The following is a 23,911-nucleotide window of genomic DNA, read 5'->3' as shown; positions in this document are numbered from 1 at the left end:
GTGCTGCGTGGGGCCCTCATGTGCACAGATGTTCAGTGCCATTTCAAGGGGGTCTGCTGCGAGGCCGATTTATCGGCCCCGCGCCGTGTTCACGCCCCGTCATTCCAGCGACGCGAGGCCCGGATGACTCCCGACATGTGGGCGAGGGACCCTACATCCGCGGTCTCATCCGGGCTGGCGGGGAGAGGTAGACTTGGGGGAGGCCGGGGCGGCTCAGCCCTTGGGGGGTCCACATGCAGCCAGAGACACTGGAGTTTCTCGCGGACACGGCGCAGTACGTCGCCGTGGTGTTCATTGGTGCGTTCATCGGGATTGGAGAGCTCGTCTCCCGCTACAAGGACGACCCCTACGAGGCCATCACCAACCGCCACGCGATCACCTACACCCTGCTCAACATCCTCGCCTCGGCCGTGGCCCTGCTCGCGCTCAAGACGATGGACATGGGCACCACGCCCCACGGGGAGGGTTCAGCGTCGGAGCGGGTCGGTTACACGCTGCTCGCCGGGTTTGGCGCCATGGGGGTCCTGCGTTCCTCGGCCTTCACCATGCGCGTGGGGAAGGAGGACATCGCCATCGGCCCGAGCGCGCTGTTGCAGGTCATGCTCGCCGCGACGGACCGGGCCGTGGACCGGGCTCGCGCCAGGGTCCGGGCCGAGAATATGGCCAGGACCATGCAGTCCATCCCCTTCGAGCAGCTCGAGGAGTCCCTGCCGCAGCTCGCCTTCACGATGATGCAGAACGTGACGGATCAGGAGAAGCAGGGCTTCGCCAACGAGCTCGCGGCGCTCCGGAACAAGAACATGGACGCGGTGGCCAAGAGCATCTGTCTGGGGCTCTCGCTCAGCAACATCGTCGGACAAGGCGTGGTGGACGACGCCGTGTTGGCGCTACGCAAGACCCTGGCCGCGGCGGGAGACCCCACGTTCGCCAGCACCCTGGCGACGCCGCCATCCCCGCCCACCGAGGGACAGCAGGCGCCGGTGCCTCCCGCCGGGAAGTGAAGCCGCGCACGGCCCCGCTCGACCCGGGCGTCTCAGTCCACGCGCACCAGCGACACGGTGCGCACGCCCTGGGAGGGGTCCACCTCCACCGCGAGGAAGTGCCGCCCCACGCCGTCGAACTGCTCGGGGATGGCGCCGCCGCCGCCCGAGATGAAGGACGGAATGCCCGCGTTGGAGAATGAGTAGTACGAGTGCACGTGGCCGTAGAGCGTGAGGTCCAACTTGCCATTGGCCAGCTTCGCCAGCAGTGCGGCGGCCTCGTTGCGGCTCGCGAAGGCGCCGTTGCGCACGCCAATGGGGTCCACAATGGGGATGTGCGTGCCGAGGATGTGCACCGCATCGCGCCCCGCCGCCAGCCACCCGTCCAGCATCTCCTCGGCCCTCGGGTCCAACGAGCCGTTGCCCGAGTCGATCATCGTGAAGTGCGCGCCGTGGAAGGTGAAGTGCAGGTTCCCCCGGCCAAAGTACTCGTGGTAGCGCGGGTCCGGGGTGATGAGCTCGTGGTTGCCCAGCGTGGCGAACAGGGGGATGCGCGACTCCAACAGGCGCGACTGGAACTCCTCCAGCTCGGCCACGGAGCCCCGCTGCGTCAGGTCTCCTGAGAAATAGATGAAGCGCAGCGTGGGGTCCGCGTTGATACGCCGGTAGATGTCGCCCACCCGGGGCAGGGCCTCCTGCACGTCCGCCAGCGCCGCGAAGCGGAAGGGCTTCGGCTGGTCCCACTCCGGAGGCGCCACCGTCAGCCGGACCTCCGCGCCTGCCGGCACCTGCACTCGCCACGTCTTCACGGTGGGCACCACCCCGGGCACGTCCTCCACCAGGAGTAGCTCGCCGGCCGCCACGGCGGACAGCTCCGCGTCCGGCATGGCGTTGCGCACCACCACCGTCCACGCCTCGGGGGCCCCGGCCGAGGACACCGCGCGCACGTGGAAGGCCGGCGCCGAGCCCCACAGCGTCAGCGTGCCCGGTGCCACCTGGCGCACCACCGCCAGCCCGTCCTCCACGGTGAAGGTCACGCCGCCGGCCTCCACCTGTCCGACCTGCAGGTCCTTCAGCGCGCGCTCCTCGGATGGACGCATGCTGCAGCCCGAAGCCAGCAGCGCGAGCACGGCGGCTCCCCAGCGAATGCTCCTCATGGCTCACCTCCCAACGCGTAGACGAGCGACACCCGGCCCACCAGGGCCGAGCCCGCCTGAAAATCCGCGGACAGGCCCCATCGCTCGGTCAGGAGCATGCGCCCGCGCAAACCCACGAACCCTGGCACACCGCTGCCTCCCTTGATGCCACCGGGGAAGTCGTCCTTGCGGTGGTCGTAATAGAGGAGCGCCTCGCCCCGGAAGGGCCCGCCGCGGCCCAGGTACACGCCGTACCCGAAGGTGAAGAGGAGCTGCTCGAAGAGGATGTCATCCACCGGGCCCGCGTAGACGTAGCTCTGCATCGCGAAGCCCACGCCCATCTCCGCGAAGGAGCCGGCCATGCGCGGACTGAAGCGCGCCATGTCATAGCGACCTCGCAGGAAGAGCTCGCCACCGGCCAAGGAGAAGTCCTCCGAGGAGTAGCGGTGGACGAGGGCCGCGGCCTCCAGATCCAACGCCGTGCCATCCGCCCCCGCCCGAACGCCCTCGGGAGCCCCCATCAGCCGGTACGCGCCGCCCAGGCGCACGCGCAAGTTGCCCTCACCTGGCGACAGCTTCGCCCCGGCCTCCAGGCGCACGCGCTCCAGCCGCGCCAGCGCGCCCACCGAAACGAAGTGCCGGTAGCTGAAGGCCGGGTCCGCCACATGCTGGTAGCCCACCTCCAGCTCGAGCGGGGGTAGGCGTCGGGGCACCTCGCCGGGAGGGAAGGCAGGTGCCAAGGCTCCGTAGAGGTTGGCCAGCGTGGAGATGGACAAGAGGCCCACCCCGGCCAGCGTCACCGCATACAGCGGGCCGATGATGCGGCGCGAGGCCCCGGACATCGCGATGGGCACGCCGCCGGCGGCCAGCAGCCCGAGGCCCGAGCCCTCCAGGAGGAAGTGCCGCGTCGCCGTCTGGGTGTCCCCCGCGACGAGGGGCCCCATCCCGTGCAGCAGCAGGCCGGGCACCACCGAGACGGCCGCGGGCAGCACCTCGAAGCGGGGCCGGGTTGGGTCTCCCATCGCCTGGGGAACGGGCTCCACCCGGGTGGGGACGGCCTGGACGGGGACGTCCAGGGCTCCCACCGCCTGCGCCTCGGACGTCTGCGCCTGGACTGCGCCCGGCAGCACCGCCAGGGCGAGCACAAACATTCGTACCATCATGGAATCCCCTTGTGCACAGGCGGTCCGGCCCTTCCGCCCAGGACCCGGGCTGCCACCGGGTTGGATTCCAGGATAAAACGTTGGCTGGTGGATTCGCAGCCTGCCCGTGAGGGTAGGCAAGGAAGCCACCGGGGGGGCCCCCCTTCGGGACTTTTGGGTGAAGCGGGGTATGCTTCGTCCTCCCCTCTCCTCCAACAACGCGACGCGCATCGTGGCCGCCAACGAAGCTCGGGAGTTTGGCAAGTACGAATTGGTCTCGAAGCTCGCTGCGGGCGGGATGGCCATCACCTACCGCGCGCGGATGAAGGGCGCTGCGGGGGTGACCAAGCCAGTGGTCATCAAGCAGATCCTCCCGCACTTCGCCGATGAGTCCGACTTCGTGGAGATGTTCATCAGCGAGGCGCGCGTGGCCGCGGGGCTCACCCACGGCAACATCGCCCAGGTCTTCGACTTCGGAGAGATCGACGGCCAGTACTTCCTGGCCATGGAGTTCGTGCACGGGCAGACGCTGAGCAAGCTGCTGCGCCGCGCGCAACGCGCCGGACTGCCGGGCCTGCCCATGCCCCTGGCGCTGTACGTCGCCACGCAGATGTGTGACGGGCTGGACTACGCGCACCGGCACATCGGAGATGACGGCCGGCCGATGGGGCTCGTCCACCGCGACGTGTCTCCGGACAACGTGCTCATCTCCTACGAGGGCCAGGTCAAGGTCATCGACTTCGGCATCGCCAAGGCGACGAGCGTCGTGGAGTCACGCACCTCGCCCGGCACGCTCAAGGGCAAGTACCCGTACTTCTCCACCGAGCAGGCCCGGGGCGAGCAGGACCTGGACGCGCGCTCGGACATCTTCGCCGTGGGCGTGGTGCTCTACGAGATGCTGTGCGGCCGGCGTCCCTATGAGGGCGAGCTGGCCGTGGTGCTGCCGCGCATCATCTCTGGGGACTACCCCCCACCCTCGTCCTACAACCCCGCCATCACCCCGGAGCTGGAAGCGGTGATGTCCACCGCGATGGCGATGGATCGGCAGGAGCGCTACCCCACCGCACAGTCCTTCTCCGAGGCGCTGCGCGAGCAGCTCTACTCGGCCTGGCCGCGCTTCTCGCCCACGATGCTCTCGCAGCTGCTGGGCCACCTCTTCGCCGAGGAGCTTGCCGCCGAGGGCCGCAAGGTGGAGGTGACGCCCGCCTTCCTGGAGCAGCTCGCCGCGTGGCAGGCCCAGCCCGTCAGCGAGCCGATGGGCGCCCAGGCGAAGTCGCCGGGCTCGGTCGGCGGCCGGACCAGCTCCAGCGCCGGGGTGCGCGCCGTGCAGTCGAGGCCCGGCAGTGACAGTGGCCGGCCGGGGAGCAACACGGGCAGCCGTCCCAGCCTGAGGCCCACCACCAACGGCGAACGGCCTCCCAGCAACGGGAGCGCACGCACCGTCAGCTCGGCCACCGGGCGCCGGGTGACCTCCAGCGCGGGCGTGACACGCGCGCAGGGCTCCTCGACCATGGCGGCCCCGCCACAACTGGACGAGGAGGAGACCGCCACGGCCGTGTCGCCCTCCAGCGCTGCGAGGGGCGCCCCCGAAGCGCCGCACGACACCCCCGTCGAGGTGCCGGCCGTCTCCGTGGCCAAGCCGGTGCCGGACCCCCTGCGCTCCGTGCGCGAGACCCAGACACGTGAGGAGCAGGAGCGTGCCGAGCGGCGCCAGCGGCTGGTGATGCTCATCAGCGTGCCCCTCTTCGGACTCGCCCTGGTGCTAGGCCTCCTGCACTACTTCTTCTCCGGCAGGAGCGAGGGGGCCCCGGCAGGCTCCCAGTGGCTCACCTCCACGCCGAAGGGCGCCACGGTGAAGCTCAACGGCCAGGAGGTGCCCGGCACCACGCCGCTCGTCGTGCCGAACGTTCCCCTGGATCAGGCCAACACCCTCGTCCTCACCCTGCCCGGCTACCGGCCCTGGACGAAGCGCTTCACCGTCACCCAGGAGGCCTCGCCTCCCATCCACGCGGATCTCGAGCGCATCGATCCGGAGCCGTCCGCCCAGCAGGTTCCGCCCTCCCCCACCGAGCCCACGTCCGCCCCGGACAAGGCCGACACGCAGCAGACCGTCGCAGCGGACCCGAAGGCCGCCCCCCCGGCAGACCCGGCCGCTGCGGCAGCACCGGTGGATCTCAAGAAGTACAACGAGGTGGACTACCCCACGCGGGTGTTCGTCCTCCGCCCCCAGTACAACGCCTTCCCGGTGGAGAAGTACGCCACGGCTTCCATCGACCTCAATTCGGGGGCCAGCTACTCGGTGAACACCACGGGCAGCGCCCTGCTCGGCGAGGGACGGGGGAGTGCGACCGGCACACTGGTCTGGTTCGCCGAGGGGGAGAACCTGTCCGTGGAGGACTCCTTCGGGCTGCTCAACGCTTCGCCGCGCACCTTCAAGGGCGTGCGCAAGCTGCACGTCTTCCTGCTGGACGACAACGTGGCGGACAACGCCGGCGCGATTCGGGTGAACCTGCGCCAGTCCAAGTGGGTGCCGCCGCGCCAGCTCACCTTCGATCCCACCCGGAACGCGCTGGTGCTCGAGCCCCAGCATCAACTCGCCCTGCGCGGGCTCAACCCGGAGGCCACCTACCTGCTCACCGTGCGCGACGACTTCGCGGAGCTGCGCTCTGGCACCACGGGCCGTACACGTAGGGTGCTGTGCGCGGAGCTCACCCAGAAGACGGGCCGACGCAACCACCGCCTCCTGGAGGCGGGCAAGCGCTACCAGATGACGGGCGCGGACACCCTGCTGTGCACCTTCCCGGACGCCCGGGTGGAGGACAACGCGGGGGCGATCGAGGTGGACATCGTGGATGTCACGGAGATGTCTCGCCGGGAGCGCGCGGCCGCACTCCGTGGCGCTTCTCGTTGACCACAAAACAGCACCTGGGTTAAACAAGGCGGGCGGACAATCAGGCGCCGGGCGCCTTTTTCGTCCCTCCCATTCGTACCCTCCAGCCGGGCACCAGGCACCTCCGTTCGCATGTCGGAGGTGATGCGTACCCTGTCTGTCATAGGGGGCCCACGCAGGTGGGCCACAGGGCTACAACAAGTTCCTTCCGTAAGGGCTCATGGGGGTCGTAGCAGTTCCGCGACCCAGCTCAACAAGGACGGGAAAGGCACGTGGGCGCGGAGCCGATTTCGGCACCGGGCCCACGGGTCTTTTTGGGCCCTGGAAATGCCACGGGGCCGCACCCGGGAGTTCCAGGCACGACCCCGATCACCGGCAGGACGGCTGCTTGCCTGCTCAGTCGCACATCACATCAGGGCAGCCGCCACCCGTCGGGGCGCACACACCGCAGCCCGGGTTGCAGCAGAAGTAACCCTTGCCACAGTAGTTGGTGCCGCAAGGACCACCGGAGCCGATCGAGATGGCGGCGGGCGCCTCCTGCTTCGCCTCGACCTGCGCCTCGGGCTGGGCGCTCACCTCACACATCACGTCCAGACACGCGTTGCCCTTGGGGGCGCAGGTGCCACAGCTCGCGTTGCAGCAGTAGGTGCCCGCGCCGCACACGTTGGCGCCGCACGAGATGCCGCCGATCGCCAGGGCCTCCTCCACGCTCGCGGGGGCCTGCTCCTGCTGCGTCGAGCCACCACACGCCGCCACCAGGGACACCAGTGCCACCACCACCAGTTGCATCTTCATGATTCGCTCGCTCCTCATTGGGGGGGAGCGGGCGTCTACCAAAACCCGACAGGTCGGAGCAACGGGAATAGCGTGGGGCTTAAAACGGGAACCCGATACCCTCACCCCGTCCCTCTCCCGGAGGGAGAGGGGTAGTCGTCAGGGTGAGGAGTTGCAGGCCTGACTCTGGTCGCCTTGGCTCTGGTGAGCAGGCTCTGGTGGCTCAGATGTCCAGGTTCTGCACGTCCAGCGCGTTGCGCTCGATGAACTCGCGCCGCGGCTCGACGGCCTCGCCCATGAGCAGCGAGAAGATCTCGTCGCTCTCCACCGCGTCCTCGATGCGCACCTGCAGCAGCGTCCGGGTGACCGGATTCATCGTGGTATCCCACAGCTGCTCCGGGTTCATCTCGCCCAGACCCTTGTAGCGCTGCAGGCCCAGCCCCTTCTGCGCATCCTTGCGCACCGCGGCCAGCACCTCTTGCACCGACAACGCCACCACCTCGCCATCGCCCACCTTCACCCGGTAGGGAGCCTTGCCCATCGCGTTGAACGACTCGCGCAGGCTCACCAACTCCTGGTACTCGGGCGACGACAGGAAGCCGTGGTCGAACACCGTCTGGCGCATCCCACCGTTGATGTCCGTCTTCACCACCAGCTTGTGCGTGTGGTGCTCCGGATCCAACGGGGTGGTGTACTCGAAGCGGCCCAGCGTGTCCGGCATGCGCGCCTTCAGGTAGGCCACCATCTTCTCCACCTGCTCGCGCAGCGTCACCTCGTCCGCCAGCGTGCCCGCCTCCACCCGAGCCCCCTGCACCAGCGCGTCCACCACCCGCGCATCCCGCCGCGCCGCCAGCTTCTCCAGGCGCTCCTCGTACGTAATCACCTTCTCCAGCAGCTCGCGCAGCTCCGAGCCACCCAGCTCCCCGCCCGCCGTCACCACCCGCGAGTGCTCGGAGGCAATCCGCAGCAGGTAGTCGTTCAGCCCGCGCTCGTCCTTCACGTACATGTCCTTCTTGTTGCGCGTGACTTTGTAGAGCGGAGGCTGCGCGATGTAGAGGTAGCCGTTCTGGATGAGCTCCGGCATCTGCCGGTAGAAGAACGTGAGCAGCAGCGTACGGATGTGGCTGCCGTCCACGTCGGCGTCCGTCATCAGGATGATGCGGTGGTAGCGCGCCTTCTCCGGGTTGTAGTCCTCGCGGCCAATCCCCGTGCCCAGCGCGGTAATCAACGTCACGATTTCCGCGCTCGTGAGCATCTTCTCGAAGCGCGCCTTCTCGACGTTCAGAATCTTGCCGCGCAGCGGGAGGATGGCCTGGTTGCGCCGATCCCGGCCCTGCTTCGCCGAGCCACCTGCGGAGTCACCCTCGACGATGTAGAGCTCGCTCTCGCTCGGGTCGCGGCTCTGGCAGTCGGCCAGCTTGCCCGGCAGCGAGCCTCCATCCAGCACGCCCTTGCGCCGCACCGTCTCGCGCGCCTTGCGAGCCGCGATACGCGCCCGCGTGGCATCGCCAATCTTCGCGACGATCTTCTTGCTGACGGTCGGGTTCTCCTCGAGGAAGGTGGCCAGTTGGTCGTTCACCATCTGCTCGACCAGGCCCTTCACCTCGCTGTTGCCCAGCTTCGTCTTCGTCTGCCCCTCGAACTGGGGGTTGGACAGCTTCACGGAGATGACGGCGGACAGACCCTCGCGCGCGTCCTCGCCGGTGGGCGTCTCCTTCAGGTCCTTCCACTGCCCGCTCTTCTCGGCGTAGCTGTTGAGCGTGCGCGTGAGCGCCGCCTTGAAGCCGGACAGGTGGCTGCCGCCCTCGTGCGTGTTGATGTTGTTGGCGAAGGTGAAGATGCGCTCGTCGTAGCCATCATTCCACTGAAGGGCGATCTCCAGTGACACGCCCTCCTTCTCCGTGCGGAAGTGGATGGGCTTGTCGTTGAGCGCCTGCTTCGCCTTGTTGATGTACTCGACGAAGGACACGATGCCGCCGTCGAACTTGAAGTCGTGCTCCTTGCCGATGCGCATGTCGCGGATGATGATGCGCAGGCCGGCATTCAGGAACGCGAGCTCGCGCATGCGCTGGCTGAGCGTGTCGAAGTTGAAGTCCACCGTCTCCATGACGGTGGTGTCCGGCTTGAACCAGATCTGCGTGCCGCGCTTGTCCGTCTCGCCGACGACCGCCGGGGCGCCATTGGACACGCCGCGCGCGTACGACTGCTCGTACACCTTGCCGCTGCGCTGCACGCGCACCTTGAACCACTCGGACAGGAAGTTGACGCAGGTGACGCCCACGCCGTGCAGGCCGCCGGACACCTTGTAGGCACCGTTGCCGAACTTGCTGCCGGCGTGCAGCTCCGTGAGCACCACCTCGAGGGTGTCCTTGCCCTTGAACTTGGGGTCCGGGTGCGGACCTACGGGAATGCCTCGGCCGTTGTCCTGCACGGACAGCGAGCCATCCACGTGGATGATCACCTCGATGTCAGTGCAGTGGCCCGCGAGGGCCTCATCGACGGAGTTGTCCACCACCTCGTAGACGAGCTTGTGCAGCCCGTACGTCATGGTGTCGCCGATGTACATGCCCGGGCGCTTCCGGACGGCCTCCAGGCCCTCCAGCTTCGTGATGGCACTCGTGTCGTAATCCGGCGGCGTCGGCGCCTGGTCGGCACCGGTGGCGGGGATGTTTTCCATGCGCGAAAAATCCTTGGGAAGACGCTTGGCGGGAACAGGTGTGCCTACCACTTCGGGGCACCCTGGACAAGATTGTTGAGAACACGCAAGGCAGCGAAAAGATTCACGAAATGCCTCACGCAACGCTACGCGTCAAAACGCGGGGCGGGCTTCCTTTCTTCCAGCGCGGCCGCCAGCTCGCTGAAGACCGTTCGCGAGGGGAAAAGATGACGGGTCACCAGCACCCGGCCCCCCTCTTCCAAGAACAATCCGAGCACGTCTCCCTTGCCCCCGATGCGGCGCACGGAGTCGATCTGCCCCCAGGAGAGCTGAAGCTGGCTGCCGGAGAAGGGACGGGCCAACGCCACGCCTCGGGCACTCAAGGTCACGCCCCAACCGGGACGCGGCCGCAGTCGGTGCCAGGCGAAGACGAAGGCGAACATGAGCCCGCCGGTGATGCCCGCCCGGGCCACGGCCAGGGGAGCGTTGCCCGTGGCCCGCGCATCCGCCAGCGCCCAGGCGCTGAGAATGGCGAGCACGCACGCCCCCACGAAGAGGGCTCGGCGCGTGGGACGGGGATCAAAAGCGTAGAAGCGGGGCTCCATACGAGCATCCGCACCCTATCCTTCCGAGCGGCCGGCCGGGGATTTTCCGTACGCCGGCTGTCCACCCGCGAGCGTCTGGGACGGCCTACCCTGCTGCCCATGACGGACGCTGAACTCACCGCGCGGCTGCGCGACAACCTCCGCGGCTACAAGGCCCTCCAGGCCCATGGGGGTCCGCTGCGGATGTTGGACCTGCCCGGGGTGTGCGCCTTCGCCCTGCCGCTCCCCGGGGCGCCCCTCTTCCAGCAGCAGGTGCTGTACGCGGAGGCCCACGCGCTCGCCGAGGCCCTCATGCCCCTGGAGGCATGGTACCGCGAGCTGGGAGTGCAGGCCTGGCGCGTGAACGTGTATCCGGGAGATGCCACCGCTGAGGCCGTGCTGGCCCGCGCCGGACACCGGCCCGAGGGCTCCAGCCCCGCCATGAGCATTGCCCTGTCGCACCTGCCTCCGCAGCTCCCGCCAGGCACCACGCTCGAGCACCCCGAGGGCCTGGAGGACGTGATGAAGCTCAACGGGCTCTGCTACGGCCAGGAGCACGTCGGCTACTTCGAGACCTGGCGCCCCCAGCTCTCCACCCAGCTGCACGCCGTGCTGGTGCGGCAGGGGGGCCGTGCACTCGCCGGCGGCGTCTCATTCGAGCAGGGGGACACCGCCGGCATCTACCTGGTGGCCACCCACCCCGAGGCGCGCCGCCGGGGGCTGGGTGCTCTCGTCATGCAGGCCCTGCACGCGGACGCGCGCGCCCGCGGCTGCGGTGTCGCCGTCCTACAGTCCTCGCTCCTGGGGTACGACCTGTACCAATCGCTCGGCTACCGAGACCTGGGGGCGTGGACGAGCTGGGTGCGCCGCGCTAGCTGAGGGCTCACTCGCGCAGCAGGTGCTGGCCCACCGTCTCCACCAGCACCTCCACGTCCACCGGCTTGCGCAGGTAGGCACATGCGCCCACCTCGCGCGCGACGGCCTCGTTGCTGGCTGAGGCGGAGAAGATGACGATGGGGATGGCCGTCCAATCAGGCACCGCGTGCATCTCGTGGGCAAAGCCCAAGCCATCCAGCACCGGCATCATCATGTCCAACAGCACCAGTCCGGGCAGCGGCCGGGCGCCTGCGAGCACCTCCAGCGCCTCGCGACCATGGCACGCGCCCAGCACGGTGTAGCCCGCGTCGCGCAACACCTCCTCGAGCGCCTCGCGCAAATCTCTATCGTCATCCACCACCAGCAAGGGACGCGTCATGCGGACTCCTCCACCGCCTGCTCCACCGCACGCAGGGGCAGCTCCAGGGTGAAGCGAGCCCCTCCGCCCTCGCGCTGCTCGGCCCACACGCGGCCGCCATGTGCCTCAGCCGCCCGTCGCGCCAGGTACAGCCCCAGCCCCAGCCCTCCGTAGGAGCGCGAGGACACCGCCCGGCCGAAGCGCTCGAAGATGCGCTCGAGCTGCTCCTCCGGAATCCCAATTCCCCGGTCCTCCACGACCACTCGCGCCACCTCGCCGTCCGAGGTCACCCGCACCTCCACCGGCTGGCGCGCTCCGAACTTGAGGGCATTGGAGAGCAGGCCGGACACCACCTGCTCCACCCGCATCCGGTCCCACAGGCCAACGAGCCCCGGAGCGACCTCCAGCCGCAGCGCGCAGCCCATGGCCTGAGACTCCGCCTCGAAGCGCTCCAGCACCTCGCGCACCAGCTCGCCCAGGTCCATGCCCTCCAGAGACAAGGGCAGCTCCCCAGTGGACAGGCGCGACACATCCAGCAGCATCTCCACCAGCGTCCCCAGGCGCCGCACCTGGCGCAGACCTCTGTCCAACCGCTCCACCATGTCCGCGGACGACTCGCGCCGTGCCCGCTGCACCAGCGTGCCCAGCTGTAGGCCCAGCGTGGTGAGTGGGGTGCGCAGCTCGTGGGCGGCCACGGCGAGGAACTCGTCGCGCAGGCGGATGGCCTCCTGAGACTCTCGGTACAGCCGCGCGTTCTCCAGCGTCAGGGCGCCGCGGCGCACCAGCTCCTGGACCACGGGCAGATCCGTCGGAGTGAAGTGCGGCCGGCTCCCGGTGGTGCCGAGCATCACCACCCCCAGCGTGCCCGTGCGTCCCACCAGGGGCACGTGGATGGTGGAGCCCAGCTCCAAGGCGAGCATCCGGCGCAGATGCTCCGGGGAACGCGCCAGCGCCTCCAGCCGGGCCCTGGGGACATCTGGGAGCAGCTGCGGCTCACCGGTACGGAACACCTTCGGGGGGCCCACGTTCGCGTCCGGGTCCAGGGGGAAGAGGCGGTCCGTCTCGAGTCCCCGCGCCACCTGCTCGGGGTCCACGTGCGCCAGCGCCGCCACCTTCAGGTGCCGTCCATCCTCGGAGAAGTAGACGGCGCACCAGTCCGCCAGCTCCGGCACCGGCAGGTGCGCCACCCGGTCCAGCGTCTCCTGGAAGTCCAGCGAGCCTGCCAGCACCTCGCCAGCGCGGGCCAGCAAGGCACGGTCCCTCTCGGCCCGGGCACGCTCGTAGCGCAGCCGGGCCTGCTCTACCTCGCGCAACACCGCGGCTGGCAGCCGGGTGAGGAGCGTCTTGGGGAAGTAGTCGCGAGCGCCGGCCTTCATCACCTCTACGCCCTCGAACTCGCCCACGCTGCCGGAGACGACGATGAAGGGGATGTCCAGGCCGCTCTCACGCAGGATGCTGAGCGCGGTGGGCGCATCGAAGCCGGGCAGGCAGTAGTCGGAGAGGACGACGTCCCAGGCCCCGGGCCGGAGCGCCGCGCGCAGCTCCTCACCCGACTGCACCCGCTGACTGTGCACCTCGAATCCCCCCCGACGTAGCTCTCGCTCCACCAGCTCCTTGTCGTCCGGGTTGTCCTCCACCAGCAGGACACGGAGCGGCATCGTCATCCAGACCCCCCCGGCAGCGGGGAGCGGTTGAGCACCAACCAATAGACGCCGAGCTGGCGCGCTGCCTCGACGAACTCGGTGTAGCTCACCGGCTTGCGCACGTAGCTGTTGCAGCCATGGCTGTAGCTCTCCACCAGGTCCTTCTCCTCGTCCGAGGAGGTGAGGATGACCACGGGGAGGAAGCGGGTGCGCGGGTTGGCGCGAATCTGGCGCAGCACCGAGTGCCCATCCAGGCGCGGCAGCTTGAGATCCAGCAGGACCAAGCCAGGCAGCGGCTCACCGGCGCGGTGCGCGTGCGCGCCACGCGCGAAGAGATAGTCGAGGGCCTCCACTCCGTCTTCCACCACGTCCAGCGGCTGGGTGAAGCCCGCTCGCTGAAAAGCACGTTGCGTCAGGTCGACGTCGTCCGGGTTGTCTTCCACGAGGAGAATGGACTGAGAGCTGCTCATGCTCGCGCCTCTTGAAGGGAGAAACGGAAAGTGGCGCCACCCCCCAGGGTGGCCTGAGCGGAGATCTCCCCGCCGTGCCGATGGACGATGCGCTGCACCGTGGCCAGCCCGATGCCCGTGCCCGGAAACTCGGAGGGCTTGTGCATCCGCTGGAAGGGGCTGAAAAGCTTGCCCGCGTAGGCCATGTCGAACCCCACTCCGTTGTCGCGCACAGCGTAGTGAGTCACCCCGTTGGCCGTCTCCGCGAAGAGCTCGATGTGGGCCCCGGAGCGCTTGCTGGTGAACTTCCAGGCATTGCCCAACAAGTTCTCCAGAAGCACTCGGAGCAGGCGTGGATCCCCCTGCACGGTGAGGCCGGGCTGAAGCGAGCACGTCACATCGCGCCCGGGCTCGCGCTGGCGCAGTTCCTGAAGCACGGACGCGGAGAGCGTGCTGAGGTTCACCGGCTCGCGCTGCAGCTCGGCACGGGTAACGCGCGAGAGCTGCAGCAGGTCATCGATGAGCTGGCCCATGCGCGTAGCGGCCCCCTGCAGGCGAGTGAGAAGCCGCAAGCCCTCGGGAGACAGCCGCGCCCCCTCGTCCTCGCGCATCGCCTGGGCGAAGCCGTCGATGGCACGCAGGGGAGAGCGCAGGTCATGCGAGACGGAGTAGCTGAAGGACTCCAGCTCCTTGTTGGCGGCAGTGAGCTCGACAGTGCGCTGGGCCACGCGCGACTCCAGCCGGGCCTCGCTGGCGCGCAGAGCGTCCGCCTGGGCACGCACCTCGGAGAGGCTGGCGTCATAGTCCCGGGCCAGGGTGATGAGCTGGCGCCGGCTGAGCCAGGCCAACAGCACGCCCACCGCGAGCGTCCACAGTCCCCCCATGATGAGCACGACCCGGCCCGCGCGCTCGGCCTCGAGTGCCTGGAGGGTGGCGCGCTGGCGCTCCTCGGCCGCGATGGCCTCCAGGGTCGCACGCATCGCATCCATGCGGGTTTTGCCAGCGCCCGAGCGCACCAGGGACAGCCAATCGCCCTGTTGATGGAAGCGGGAGAGCATCTGATCAGCCACCTGCTCCCATTCCTGCCGGCGCTCGCGCAGCGTCTGTATCCAGGCTTGCTGCTGGGGCTGGCCCACCAGAATCCGCTCCAGCTCCTCGAGCGCCAGGGGGAGCTGTTGCCCGGCCGCATGGTAGGGCTCCAGGAAGGAGGGCTCACCCGTGAGCAGGTAACCACGGACGCCGGTCTCCCGATCGATGAGGAGTTGGCGAACCCGCTCCAGTTGGGTGAGGGCGACCTGGGAGTGGCGCGCATTCTCCTGGGCCTGGATGAGGTCGCCCACCGCCCATAAGAGGACCCCCGCGAGCAGCAACAGCCAGCCCCACTGGGAGCAGGATGGCTCGCAGCAGCAGGCGGCGGAAGCGACGTGGGTCGGTCAGGAGCATGGCAGGGGAGAAGGACACTTTCCCGTGAAGGGTGAGTCCACCCTGGAGACCCTTCAACCCGTGCCGCTGACCACGAGGCACGCGCGAGGCACGAAGGCTCGCCGGGGAGGCGGGAGGTGCAATCCGGAGGCCGGAGACGCCCCACCGTGGAACCTCCGTCACGCGAGGGAATGTGACCTGAGCAGTAGCCCTCGGGGTTATTCCGTGAGTAGTGTCACCGGCCATGACTTGTCACCTCACATGCACGAGCCGGTGGAGACGCGCGGCCTTGCAGGGTGGGGACGACTCTGGAGGTATTCCGCATGGCTGAAGAATCGACGCCCCCGCCCCGCCCCGTCCGCCGAGGAGATCGCCCGCGCCCCCGCCGACAACCCCCTCCCGAGCTGAGCATCGGTACACGGGTGGCCGGCTATCTGGTGGAGCGCCGCCTGGGCGCGGGGGGCTACGGCACCGTGTACCTGGCACGCGGTGACACGGGACCCGTGGCCCTGAAGGTCCTCCCGCTGGAATCCTCCGCGGGGTGGGAGGAGCGGGAGGTGGACGTGATCCGCCGGATGAAGCACCCCCGCGTGGTGCGGCTGCTGGGGTACGTGGACTGGCCGGAGGGTAAGCCCCACTTCCGCGTGCTCATCATGGAGTACGTGCCCGGACTGCCCCTGGACGAGAGCGTGCGAAGGACGAACCCGTCGGCGCTCGAGGCGGTGGACGAACTGATGCTGCCGCTGCTGGAGGCACTGGAGGCCGTGCATGGCTCGGGCGTGGTGCACCGGGACGTGAAGGCCTCCAACATCCTGGTGCGAGCCTCGGACAGAAAGCCGGTGCTGGTGGACTTCGGCGCGGGCGCCTACGAGGGAGCTCCCACGCTGACCACCTCGGTGCTGCCGCCGGGGACACCGGAGTACCGCAGTCCCGAGGCCTGGGACTTCTTCCGGCGCCATGTGGGCGAAGCGGGAGCGCGCTATCAGCCAACGCCGGCGGACGACCTGTGGGCAGTAGGAATACTGCTCTACTGGGTGCTTACGGACCGGCTGCCGTTCTCCGGTGGGGACTTCCTGGCGATCGGCGCGGCGGTCCTCAACGAGAGGCCCGTGCCCCCCCGTGAGCACAACCCCTGGGTGCCGGAGGCACTGGAGCGCGTGTGCCTGCGCATGCTGGAGAAGTCACCCGGAGCCCGTTACGCGGACGCGCGCGAGCTGCGCACGGTGCTGTGCGAGCTGAAGGCGACGGCGGACGCATCGTGGCGGGAGCCCCTGTTCGAGCACCACGGTCCCCACAACGCCACCACCGGGTCCATGGAACAGCTCGCGGAGGGAGAGGATCTATCGCTGCGACTGAGCAGGCTCGCACAGCAGCCTCCGCGGCGGGGCGAGGGGCCAACACAAGAGGCGAGCGCTGTGCCGGAGGCAGCGCCCCCGACGCAGACGACCTCCCCGACGCCCCCTGTGGTGGACGCGGCGATTCCGGCGGAGGCACCCGCTCCTGGCCTCCAGACGGGGCTCGGAAGGAGGCTGAGAGCGCTGACGCCGGGAGTCCTCGTCCTGGCCGCGGCGCTGTGGTTCCTGCCCTCGTGGAGCACGCAGGTGTCTTCGGAGGTAGGGTCCGCAACCCAACCTTTCATGTCACCCGAAGTCTTTCCCATACAATGGGATGCTTTTTTCCCAGATGTCGTGCCCTCGCTGAAACCGTCGGATGTTGTTGGAAACGCGGCGCCCAACGGACAGGCCGTTGCCGCGCCAGTTCTCAACGCCAGACACAGCGAGAAAGACATGCACGAGAAGAAGACCGCACGGAAGCAGACCCCTTCGCCGCAGGCCAGAAAGGCGCACCCGAGCCTCATGTTCTGCCTGAGCCTCAGCGTGACCGCCGCCCTCGCCGCCGGCTGCGCCTCCACCTCCCCCATCACCAGGGCCTTCTACGAGGAGTACATCAAGAACCCGCCCACCCCCTACTTCGATCCCGATGACGCGTGGCTGGTGGAATGCCCGCCCGAATCGGTCAAGAACATGAAGGAGAATGGCGTTACTATCGGGAGCATCCATCCGCACGCGACTTTCGGGTCTGGTTATGACCAGGAAGAGAGTCGGGTACCTCTTTCCGAGCTTCGTGACACGATGTCAGTGCCCCTGAACGGCACGGGCGTCGAGCTTCGCGAGAGATGGGGCAACTTCATGATGGTTGGCGTCATCCTGGGGGCGAGCATCATCAAGGGAGATCGTGTCTACACCCGGCTCGTCAACTACAGCGGACAGGAGGATAACAACCGACAGGTACCGTTGTGCATGGAGGTCTGGCATGAGGGGAAGCTGGGTGCTCCCAACTTGGGACTGGACCCCGAAAAGCGGGGCTTCGTCAAAGTCCCGTCCCGCATCCAACTCAAGGCCGTGAGTCACTTCGACTAGGCGCACTCGTGCGCTTCCAGGAAACGAGCCACACGTGTTCTCAATGTCTCTCGGCCCTGTCTTGACCATGGTGCTCCTCATTGGAAGCGCTCCCTCCTCAGGAGTTCGTTCGCATGAGCAGGACGGACACCGCCTTGAGCCATCGCCTGAGGCTCTCCGTGAGTTGCACGACGAAGGGAGCAATCCTGGGCCGAGCCGCATCCTCATAGAGCAAGCGCAGGCGATACAGGAGTGCCCTCGCCAGCAAGGCAGCCTCACGCTCGAGGCCTTCTCCAGAATGGCTATCGGCGGTGTATTCTCTGTCTGGCATATCACGGGGAGTGTCACGAAAAGCCCCGAGGTGCAGGCGCTGCGAAGCTTCATCGGGTACCACAGCACGCGCCCTTCAGACTCCTCCCAAACACACGTGCTCCTGCAGGTGGAACTGACCCTGTCTGCTGCCAACGGCTCCCAGCGGGTGACCATGGCGAAGTTGGTGGTTCACAGGAAAACCTACACACTCCAAGTATGGCAGCCCCCTGCTTCCGAGGGTGAGGAGCATCGCCTCCTGCTGGAGGGCTTCGTGGATATCCACAATCTTCAAAGCACTCCCCACAAGCTCACCTTGAGTGGTGGAGAACAAGGGTCCGTGAAGATGGCCATCCTCGAAAACATCATGATTCGCTAAGCCCCTGCACCCCAGCAGTTGGCTCAGGCGACGCGCAGGGGTTGGAAGGTCACGCCGTCCAGGCCCAGACGGAGGCAGGCCTCGACGAAGCGATCGGTGCAGACAATCACGGTAGAGAAGTCCTCCAGCCGGAACAGGTCCAGGTGACTAGGAATCGTGGACGCATCCAGCAGCATGTCGTTTGGCAATGTGAGGCCATAGCGACCACATCGCGGGCAAGGGGGCTTGCGGTCCGGCGGCAAGCAATCCGGGTGCAGGCGGCCCACGGGAAGAAGCTCGAGCTCGAGCAACACAGGTGAGTTTCGCTGGCGAGAGCGTAGCTCGGTGCAGCAGCCCTTGAGTCCCCGCAACCCCTCGGCCTGGAGCTTGTCCAGCGCCTCACGCCGCGCAAGCAACAACCACGGGAAACGAGCCACAAGAGCCCCGAAAGGACCCTGGAACTTCCCCACGAGCGGACCCAGTTCTGTCCCTGGTTCTACCAGGGCTCCTGGCGGCAACAGAGGCCGCACCAGCTCACGCAGCCGCTCATATTCCTCGATGGGCTCGGCCCTGGGCTCCTCGAAATCGGCCAGAGTGGCTACTGGGGTGAGGTCCACCGAAGGATACGATTTGGCTCCGGCGCTCCAGCTGACCTTGCATCCAGGGCAGCGCAGGATGCCGGGAAGCCCCCACTTGTGGGTACAACCGATGTCTCCCAGGTACCCCAGCGACTTGTCTTCATCGAGGGTGAAATAGTCCATACGTAAAGCGCCTCTTCGCCCTTACTCATTCACAATAATAGGAAACGAGCGGACCCATGACTCCAAATCGAGTCATGAGCTCACCCGCGAATCGCCAGATCTCCTCCGGAGCGGCGCCATTGTTGCTTTGCTGGAATTGCCTCCAGGCCGCATTCCACTTGCCCCCTTGCGGCCCGCCACTGTGCAACCACCGATGGTATCCTCAACTTCGACACCGCCCTCGGTTCCACCATTATCCAACACGAGCAGATTCCTACTTCATCGGCAGGGGTTGGAAGGTCACGCCGTGCAGACCCAAACGGCGGCAGGCATCGACGAAGCGTTCGGTGCACACAATGACTGTGGAGAAGTCCTCCAGCCGGAACAGGTCCAGGTGACAGGGAAGTGTGGCTGCATCCAGCAACATGTCATCGGGACGCGTGAGCCCACGCCGGCCGCAGCGCGGACAAGGAGGCTTGCGATTGAGAGGAAGGCAATCCGGATGCAGACGTCCAATGGGCGGGAGCTCCAATTCGAGCAGCTCGGGGGAGTTGCGCTGACGGAAACGCAATTGTGTGCGGCAACCGTTGAGTCCGCGCAGACCCTCAGCCTGAAGTTTCTGCAGTGCCTCGTGCTGTACTAGCAGCGCCCACGAGGATGGCGCCACGAGAGGCCCGAAGCGGCCTTGCGCTCGACCAACGAGCGGCCCAAGCGCCGCACCTGGTTGCAGCAGCGCCCCTGGAGGTAAGAACGGGCGAACCAGTTCGCAGAGCCTTTCATACTCCTCAATGGGCTCAGCGCGAGGTTCTTCAAAATCGGCCAGAGTAGCCACCGGACTCAGGTCCACCGAGGGGTATGCTCTGGTGTCAGTACCCCACGTAGCCTTGCAGGCAGGGCAGTTGCGGATTCCAGGAAGCCCCCACTTATGGCTGCCCTCGACGTGTCCCGTGTAAACCGATGAGTTGTCTTCTTTGACTCTGAAATAATGCATGAGTAAGCGCCCTTCCTCTCTCCTCATTCGCAGTAGTAGGGCACAAGTGGACCGTTCACTCTGAACCGAGGCATGAGTTCGCCCGCGAACCGCCATATCTCCTCTGTGGTGACTTCTTCGCTCTTGTCCTTGAACTGACGCCAGGCATCATTCCACTGACCACCTCTGGACCCACCACTGTGCAGCCACCGGTGAAAGCTCCTGGGCAGGCGAATGGTGAAGGAGTGAAGCTCGATCCCCTTGAGATTGAACCAGGCGGCAAACTCCTGCGGGAAGATGTGGTGCTTCTCAAGTGGTTCCCACGAGCGGACGCACGGGGGCATCAGCACCCGTGGCGCGTACTGACCGCGGACGTTCCAGTTGTGCCAGGGAATCTCGAAGACGGCTTCCCTGCCGCCAGGTACGGCCAGTGGGCGACCCCACCACCGGGTCGGATTTGGAGGCGGTCGCAGGCTGCCATGGGCGAAGGCCAGGACCACCGGGTGGTCCTCCACCTCCACCACGTCCTGGCACCGCCAGAGGGCACAGCGCTCCTCCTCGCACAGCGGTACCACACAGCTCGGGTCCTCCCGCGCCTCCTCCCACGAGGCCACGGGGTCCACGTCCTCGACGTACTCGCTCACTCCGGGCGCTGACGTCGCGCACGCCGTCAGCAGCAGCCCAAGGAGGGCCAACCATCTCTTCCAGAGCGGGGGGCTCATCTCTCCCACGCTACACCATTGGCATCCGCAACTTCGACACCGCCCTCGGTTCCGCCATTGCCCAACACGAGCAGATTCCTACTTCATCGGCAGGGGTTGGAACGTCACGCCGTCCAGGCCAAGACGGTGGCAGGCCTCAACGAAGCGCTCGGTGCCGACAATCGCCGTAGAGAAGTCCTCCAGCCGGAACAGGTCCAGATGCGCAGGAATTGTGGACGCGTCCAGCAGCATGTCATCGGGACGCGTGATCCCATGTCGGCCACAGCGAGAACAAGGAGGATTGCGGTCCGGAGGCAGGCAGTTCGGGTGCAGTCTGCCTACTGGTAGGAGTTCGAGCTCGAGCAGTTCGGGCGAGTTTCGCTGGCGGAAGCGCAATTGGGTGCGGCAGCCTTTGAGTTCTCGCAACCCCTCGGCTTGGAGTTTCTTTAGCGCTTCGCTCTGAACCAGTAACAACCACGGGAAGAGCGCCACGAGCGCTCCGAAACGGCCCTGGGCCTTGCCAACGAACGGACCAAAAGCCGCGCCCGGCTGCAGCAGAGCTCCTGGCGGAAGCAGGGGCTGAACCAGTTCGCACATCCTATCGTACTCTTCGACGGGCTCAGCCCTGGGCTCTTCAAAATCGGCCAGGTGGGCCACTGGGGTCAGGTCCACCGAGGGGTACGCTCTTGTATCGGTCCCCCAGGTAACACTGCAACCGGGGCAGTTGCGGATACCTGGAAGCCGCCACTTGTGTGTGCCGCTAATGTCCCACGTGTACTCCGACTTCCTGTCTTCATCGATGAGGAAATAGCTCATACGTAGGCGCTGTTTCTTCTTATCTCAAGAGCAGTAATAGGGCACGAGTGGCCCATTCACGCCAAAGCGCGACATGAGCTCTCCCGCGAAACGCCAGATTTCGGCTGGGCCAGCAGCATCGTTATTCTTCCGGAATTGCCTCCAGGCATCATTCCACTGGCCGCCTCGAGAGCTGCCACTGTGCAACCAACCATGGAAGCTCCTGGGAAGACGAATGGTAAAGGCGTGATGGTTGATGTCCTTGCTCTTGAACCACTCGGCAAACTCCTGCGGGAAGATGTGGTGCTTCTCAAGTGGTTCCCACGAGCGGACGCACGGGGACTTCAATACCCGGGGCGCGTACTGGCCGCGGATGTTCCAGTTGTGCCAGGGAATCTCGAAGACGGCTTCCCTGCCGCCAGGTACGGCCAGCGGGCGTCCCCACCACCGGGTCGGATTGGGTGGCGGACGCAGGCTGCCATGGGCGAAGGCCTGGACCACCGGGTGGGCGTCCACCTCCACCACGTCCTGGCACCGCCAGAGGGCACAGCGCTCCTCTTCGCACAACGGCACCACACAGCTCGGGTCCTCCCGCGCCTCCTCCCACGAGGCCACGGGGTCCACGTCCTCGACGTACTCGCTCACTCCGGGCGCTGACGTCGCGCACGCCGTCAGCAACAAGCCGAGGAGCACCAGCCATCTCTTCCCGGGCAGGAGGCTCATCCCTCCCACGCTACACCATTGGCATCCTCAACTTCGACACCGCCCTCTTCAGCCATTGTCCGACACGTTCGGTTCGGAGGCGCCTCCTCAATGCACTCTTTCAGGTAGACTGGTAAAGAGCGCATGAAAGAGAGTGGTCTCAGGCGGCTCTCGGGGCTCCACAATCAGCGGGATTCGAGTCTCGGCGATCTCGCGAGGAAGAGCCTCAACCCCAAATATCGCCTCAATCTTCCTGGCCACGACCTCCGCAGGAGCCCGCATCTCAGGCAGAAGCAGCTCAAAAATGGCCCTATCGGCGACTCGCTCTTCACCTCTATAGTCGTACTGCACGCCATAAATAGTATAGACAGGCGCCAGTATGCTAACGCAGCCGACGACACCCCAGCGGCTCTTTGTCTTGGTTCGTATATACGGGCTCCCGAGCCGTATACACGGAACAGCGAAAACAAGCATCACAGGTGGCCGTGGCATCCCCGATGTTGAATTGAGGCAATGCCGCCCTCAACTCGTCCAGGAGCACCCCCCATTGCTCCATTCTCTTGAGCTCTTGCTCCCACAGCTCCTGGAACCTCTTTGCCTCGGGGCTCCTCTCCAACTTGCCATCAAACTCATGGTCCGAGCGCCAGTAGTTCCGAACAACAGAAAGCAAATACTCCACTGAGATTGGCATAAGCTTAGAAGTCAACGCGGATGGGGCTTGTTCTCTTTTCGCACAGGGCCGTCACTCTCGAGCCAAGCACAGCTACCTCCCGGGCCTCTTCCTACGAGGCCACGGGATTCACGTCATTGACGTATTCGATCACTCCAGGCGCTGACGTCGCACGCCGTCACTTCACCCGCGACAGCCTCAACTTCACCGCGCCGCGAGCAGCTCCGCCTGAGCGGCGGCCACGGCGACACCCGGCTCGGACCGATGGCCCGCGGCCGAGAGCGCCCGCTCCACCGCGCCCACCGTGGCCAGCACGTCGCTCGGGCCCACCACGTTCATGTGCCCCACGCGGAAGTAGCGCGTCTTGAGTTGCGGGTGCAGTCCTCCGGCGAGCACCACGCCCTGCTCTCGCGCCCGTCCGAGCACCGCGGCGTCCACTCCCTCCGGGTAGTACAGGGCGCTGAGCGTGTTCGCCGTCACCGCCTCGCTCACCGGCAGCAGCTTCAACCCCAATGCCCGCCAGCCCGCGCGGAAGGCCTGCGCCATGCGACGGTGACGGGCGAAGCGCTCCTCCATCCCCTCGCGGAGGATCTGCCCCAGGCTCACCTCCAGCGCATACACCAGGTTGACGGGCGGGGTGGCGAAGTAGGCGGGCCGGCCGGCCTCGTACGCCTCCATGATGGGGAGCCACTCCGCGAAGTCCGCGTACAGCGAGCGCACCGGCGTCCGGCGCGAGCGCCACGCATCCATGGCCCGCTTGCTCACGCAGAGCAGCGCCAGCCCCGGCGGCACTCCAATCGCCTTCTGGCTGGCCGTGAGGTACACGTCCGCGCCCCACGCCTCCTGGTGGAACGTCTCCCCCGCCGTGGCGCACACCCCGTCCACCACCGACAGCACTCCCTGCCGGCCCGCCGCCTTCACCAGCGCCTCCACCGGCGCCAGCACCCCCGTGCTCGTGTCCACGTGGGTCACCGTCATCACCTTGAAGCGCCCACCCGCCAGCACCCGCTCCACCTCCGCCACGTCCGGAGCCTCTCCCGGCGCGCACTTCGCCTGCACCACCTCCGCCCCGTAGCGCTCCAGCAGCGTGGCCATCCGGTCGCTGAAATACCCCGTGTTCACCACCAGCGCCCGCTCGCCCGGCTCCACCAGATTGGCCACCGCCAATTCCATGGCCAGCGTGCCGCTGCCGGCCACCACGAAGGGCTGCGCCGAGGGCGCCAGGCACACCTCGCGGAACCGCTTCAGCGCCCGGCCGAACACTGTGATGAACTCCGGGGCCACGTGGCTGGCCGTCTTCGTGCCCAGTGCCCTCATGACCTCCGGGTCGAACTCCACCGGGCCGGGAATCATCAGC

Annotated in this window: 20 protein-coding genes and 1 pseudogene; 5 read left to right on the top strand and 16 right to left on the bottom strand. The window is 67.0% G+C overall.

Annotated features, from left to right (window positions below; all coding sequences use genetic code 11):
- Window positions 1-233: 233 nt before the first annotated feature.
- The gene (locus OV287_RS02060; protein WP_267532269.1) at window positions 234-1,001 is read left to right on the top strand and encodes a hypothetical protein; all 768 of its coding nucleotides are present in this window, start codon (window positions 234-236) and stop codon (window positions 999-1,001) included.
- A gap of 32 nt (window positions 1,002-1,033) precedes the next feature.
- On the opposite strand, the gene OV287_RS02055 is transcribed toward OV287_RS02060, so the two are convergent.
- Both OV287_RS02055 and OV287_RS02050 read right to left on the bottom strand, forming a co-directional pair.
- On the bottom strand, window positions 1,034-2,137 hold the full coding sequence (locus OV287_RS02055) for a metallophosphoesterase (protein WP_267532268.1): 1,104 nt from the start codon (window positions 2,135-2,137) through the stop codon (window positions 1,034-1,036).
- Entirely contained in the window at window positions 2,134-3,279 is a 1,146-nt protein-coding gene (locus tag OV287_RS02050) for a hypothetical protein (RefSeq protein ID WP_267532267.1), read from the bottom strand. The genes OV287_RS02055 and OV287_RS02050 overlap by 4 nt, the downstream gene beginning before the upstream one ends.
- Before the next feature lie 169 nt (window positions 3,280-3,448).
- Here OV287_RS02050 and OV287_RS02045 point away from each other — a divergent pair, with 169 nt between their 5' ends.
- Window positions 3,449-6,169, top strand: a complete 2,721-nt coding sequence (locus OV287_RS02045) for a protein kinase domain-containing protein (RefSeq protein WP_267532266.1) — start codon at window positions 3,449-3,451, stop codon at window positions 6,167-6,169.
- A gap of 375 nt (window positions 6,170-6,544) precedes the next feature.
- Here the strand turns inward: OV287_RS02045 and OV287_RS02040 are convergent, their stop codons facing one another.
- From OV287_RS02040 to OV287_RS02030, 3 genes are all read right to left on the bottom strand, one after another.
- Window positions 6,545-6,943: a hypothetical protein gene (locus tag OV287_RS02040; protein WP_267532265.1), complete on the bottom strand. Its 399-nt coding sequence runs from the start codon at window positions 6,941-6,943 to the stop codon at window positions 6,545-6,547.
- A 202-nt stretch (window positions 6,944-7,145) separates the two neighbouring features.
- Complete coding sequence (gene gyrB, locus OV287_RS02035; RefSeq protein ID WP_267532264.1) at window positions 7,146-9,599, bottom strand: DNA topoisomerase (ATP-hydrolyzing) subunit B; 2,454 nt, start codon at window positions 9,597-9,599, stop codon at window positions 7,146-7,148.
- Between the two features lie 125 nt (window positions 9,600-9,724).
- Entirely contained in the window at window positions 9,725-10,183 is a 459-nt protein-coding gene (locus OV287_RS02030; protein WP_267532263.1) for a hypothetical protein, read from the bottom strand.
- Between the two features lie 99 nt (window positions 10,184-10,282).
- On the opposite strand from OV287_RS02030, the gene OV287_RS02025 reads away from it, so the two are divergent.
- Entirely contained in the window at window positions 10,283-11,041 is a 759-nt protein-coding gene (locus tag OV287_RS02025) for a GNAT family N-acetyltransferase (protein WP_267532262.1), read from the top strand.
- A 4-nt stretch (window positions 11,042-11,045) separates the two neighbouring features.
- Here OV287_RS02025 and OV287_RS02020 read toward each other — a convergent pair whose 3' ends face one another.
- Genes OV287_RS02020 through OV287_RS02005 form a run of 4 tightly spaced genes read right to left on the bottom strand, consistent with a single transcriptional unit; the run spans window position 11,046 to window position 14,858 of the window.
- Window positions 11,046-11,417, bottom strand: coding sequence for a response regulator (locus OV287_RS02020; protein WP_267532261.1), 372 nt, complete (start codon window positions 11,415-11,417; stop codon window positions 11,046-11,048).
- The gene (locus OV287_RS02015) at window positions 11,414-13,060 is read right to left on the bottom strand and encodes a hybrid sensor histidine kinase/response regulator (protein WP_267532260.1); all 1,647 of its coding nucleotides are present in this window, start codon (window positions 13,058-13,060) and stop codon (window positions 11,414-11,416) included. The genes OV287_RS02020 and OV287_RS02015 overlap by 4 nt, the downstream gene beginning before the upstream one ends.
- Window positions 13,057-13,509 (bottom strand): response regulator, encoded by a 453-nt coding sequence (locus OV287_RS02010; RefSeq protein ID WP_267532259.1) that lies wholly within the window; start codon window positions 13,507-13,509, stop codon window positions 13,057-13,059. Before OV287_RS02010 ends, OV287_RS02015 begins: the two co-directional genes overlap by 4 nt.
- On the bottom strand, window positions 13,506-14,858 hold the full coding sequence (locus OV287_RS02005) for a sensor histidine kinase (RefSeq protein WP_267532258.1): 1,353 nt from the start codon (window positions 14,856-14,858) through the stop codon (window positions 13,506-13,508). Before OV287_RS02005 ends, OV287_RS02010 begins: the two co-directional genes overlap by 4 nt.
- Window positions 14,859-15,233: 375 nt before the next feature.
- Here OV287_RS02005 and OV287_RS02000 point away from each other — a divergent pair, with 375 nt between their 5' ends.
- Together OV287_RS02000 and OV287_RS01995 are read left to right on the top strand one after the other, a co-directional pair.
- Window positions 15,234-17,330, top strand: coding sequence for a serine/threonine protein kinase (locus OV287_RS02000; protein WP_267532257.1), 2,097 nt, complete (start codon window positions 15,234-15,236; stop codon window positions 17,328-17,330).
- A 163-nt stretch (window positions 17,331-17,493) separates the two neighbouring features.
- Window positions 17,494-17,997 carry a hypothetical protein gene (locus OV287_RS01995; RefSeq protein ID WP_267532256.1) on the top strand — a complete coding sequence of 168 codons (504 nt, stop codon included), beginning with the start codon at window positions 17,494-17,496 and terminating at the stop codon, window positions 17,995-17,997.
- Between the two features lie 23 nt (window positions 17,998-18,020).
- Here OV287_RS01995 and sitI6 (OV287_RS01990) read toward each other — a convergent pair whose 3' ends face one another.
- The 7 genes and pseudogenes from sitI6 (OV287_RS01990) to OV287_RS01960 all read right to left on the bottom strand — a co-directional run bounded on the left by sitI6 (OV287_RS01990) (window position 18,021) and on the right by OV287_RS01960 (window position 23,907).
- On the bottom strand, window positions 18,021-18,737 hold the full coding sequence (sitI6, locus tag OV287_RS01990; RefSeq protein ID WP_267532255.1) for a SitI6 family double-CXXCG motif immunity protein: 717 nt from the start codon (window positions 18,735-18,737) through the stop codon (window positions 18,021-18,023).
- Between the two features lie 25 nt (window positions 18,738-18,762).
- Window positions 18,763-18,936, bottom strand: a pseudogene (locus OV287_RS01985) (DUF2380 domain-containing protein); the annotation flags it as partial.
- A 54-nt stretch (window positions 18,937-18,990) separates the two neighbouring features.
- Window positions 18,991-19,707, bottom strand: a complete 717-nt coding sequence (gene sitI6, locus OV287_RS01980) for a SitI6 family double-CXXCG motif immunity protein (RefSeq protein ID WP_267532253.1) — start codon at window positions 19,705-19,707, stop codon at window positions 18,991-18,993.
- Between the two features lie 23 nt (window positions 19,708-19,730).
- The gene (sitA6, locus tag OV287_RS01975; RefSeq protein ID WP_444546326.1) at window positions 19,731-20,408 is read right to left on the bottom strand and encodes a SitA6 family polymorphic toxin lipoprotein; all 678 of its coding nucleotides are present in this window, start codon (window positions 20,406-20,408) and stop codon (window positions 19,731-19,733) included.
- A gap of 78 nt (window positions 20,409-20,486) precedes the next feature.
- Entirely contained in the window at window positions 20,487-21,203 is a 717-nt protein-coding gene (sitI6, locus tag OV287_RS01970; RefSeq protein WP_267532251.1) for a SitI6 family double-CXXCG motif immunity protein, read from the bottom strand.
- A 24-nt stretch (window positions 21,204-21,227) separates the two neighbouring features.
- The gene (gene sitA6, locus OV287_RS01965) at window positions 21,228-21,905 is read right to left on the bottom strand and encodes a SitA6 family polymorphic toxin lipoprotein (RefSeq protein WP_267532250.1); all 678 of its coding nucleotides are present in this window, start codon (window positions 21,903-21,905) and stop codon (window positions 21,228-21,230) included.
- 853 nt (window positions 21,906-22,758) lie between these two features.
- Window positions 22,759-23,907: a pyridoxal-phosphate-dependent aminotransferase family protein gene (locus OV287_RS01960; protein ID WP_267542273.1), complete on the bottom strand. Its 1,149-nt coding sequence runs from the start codon at window positions 23,905-23,907 to the stop codon at window positions 22,759-22,761.
- Between the last annotated feature and the right edge of the window lie 4 nt (window positions 23,908-23,911).

The organism is Archangium lansingense (assembly GCF_026626635.1).
In the GTDB taxonomy this organism is placed as follows: Bacteria; Myxococcota; Myxococcia; order Myxococcales; family Myxococcaceae; genus Archangium; species Archangium lansingense.
The sequence above is the reverse complement of the archived record's forward strand: the minus strand, read 5'-3'. Positions and strand labels throughout refer to the sequence as shown.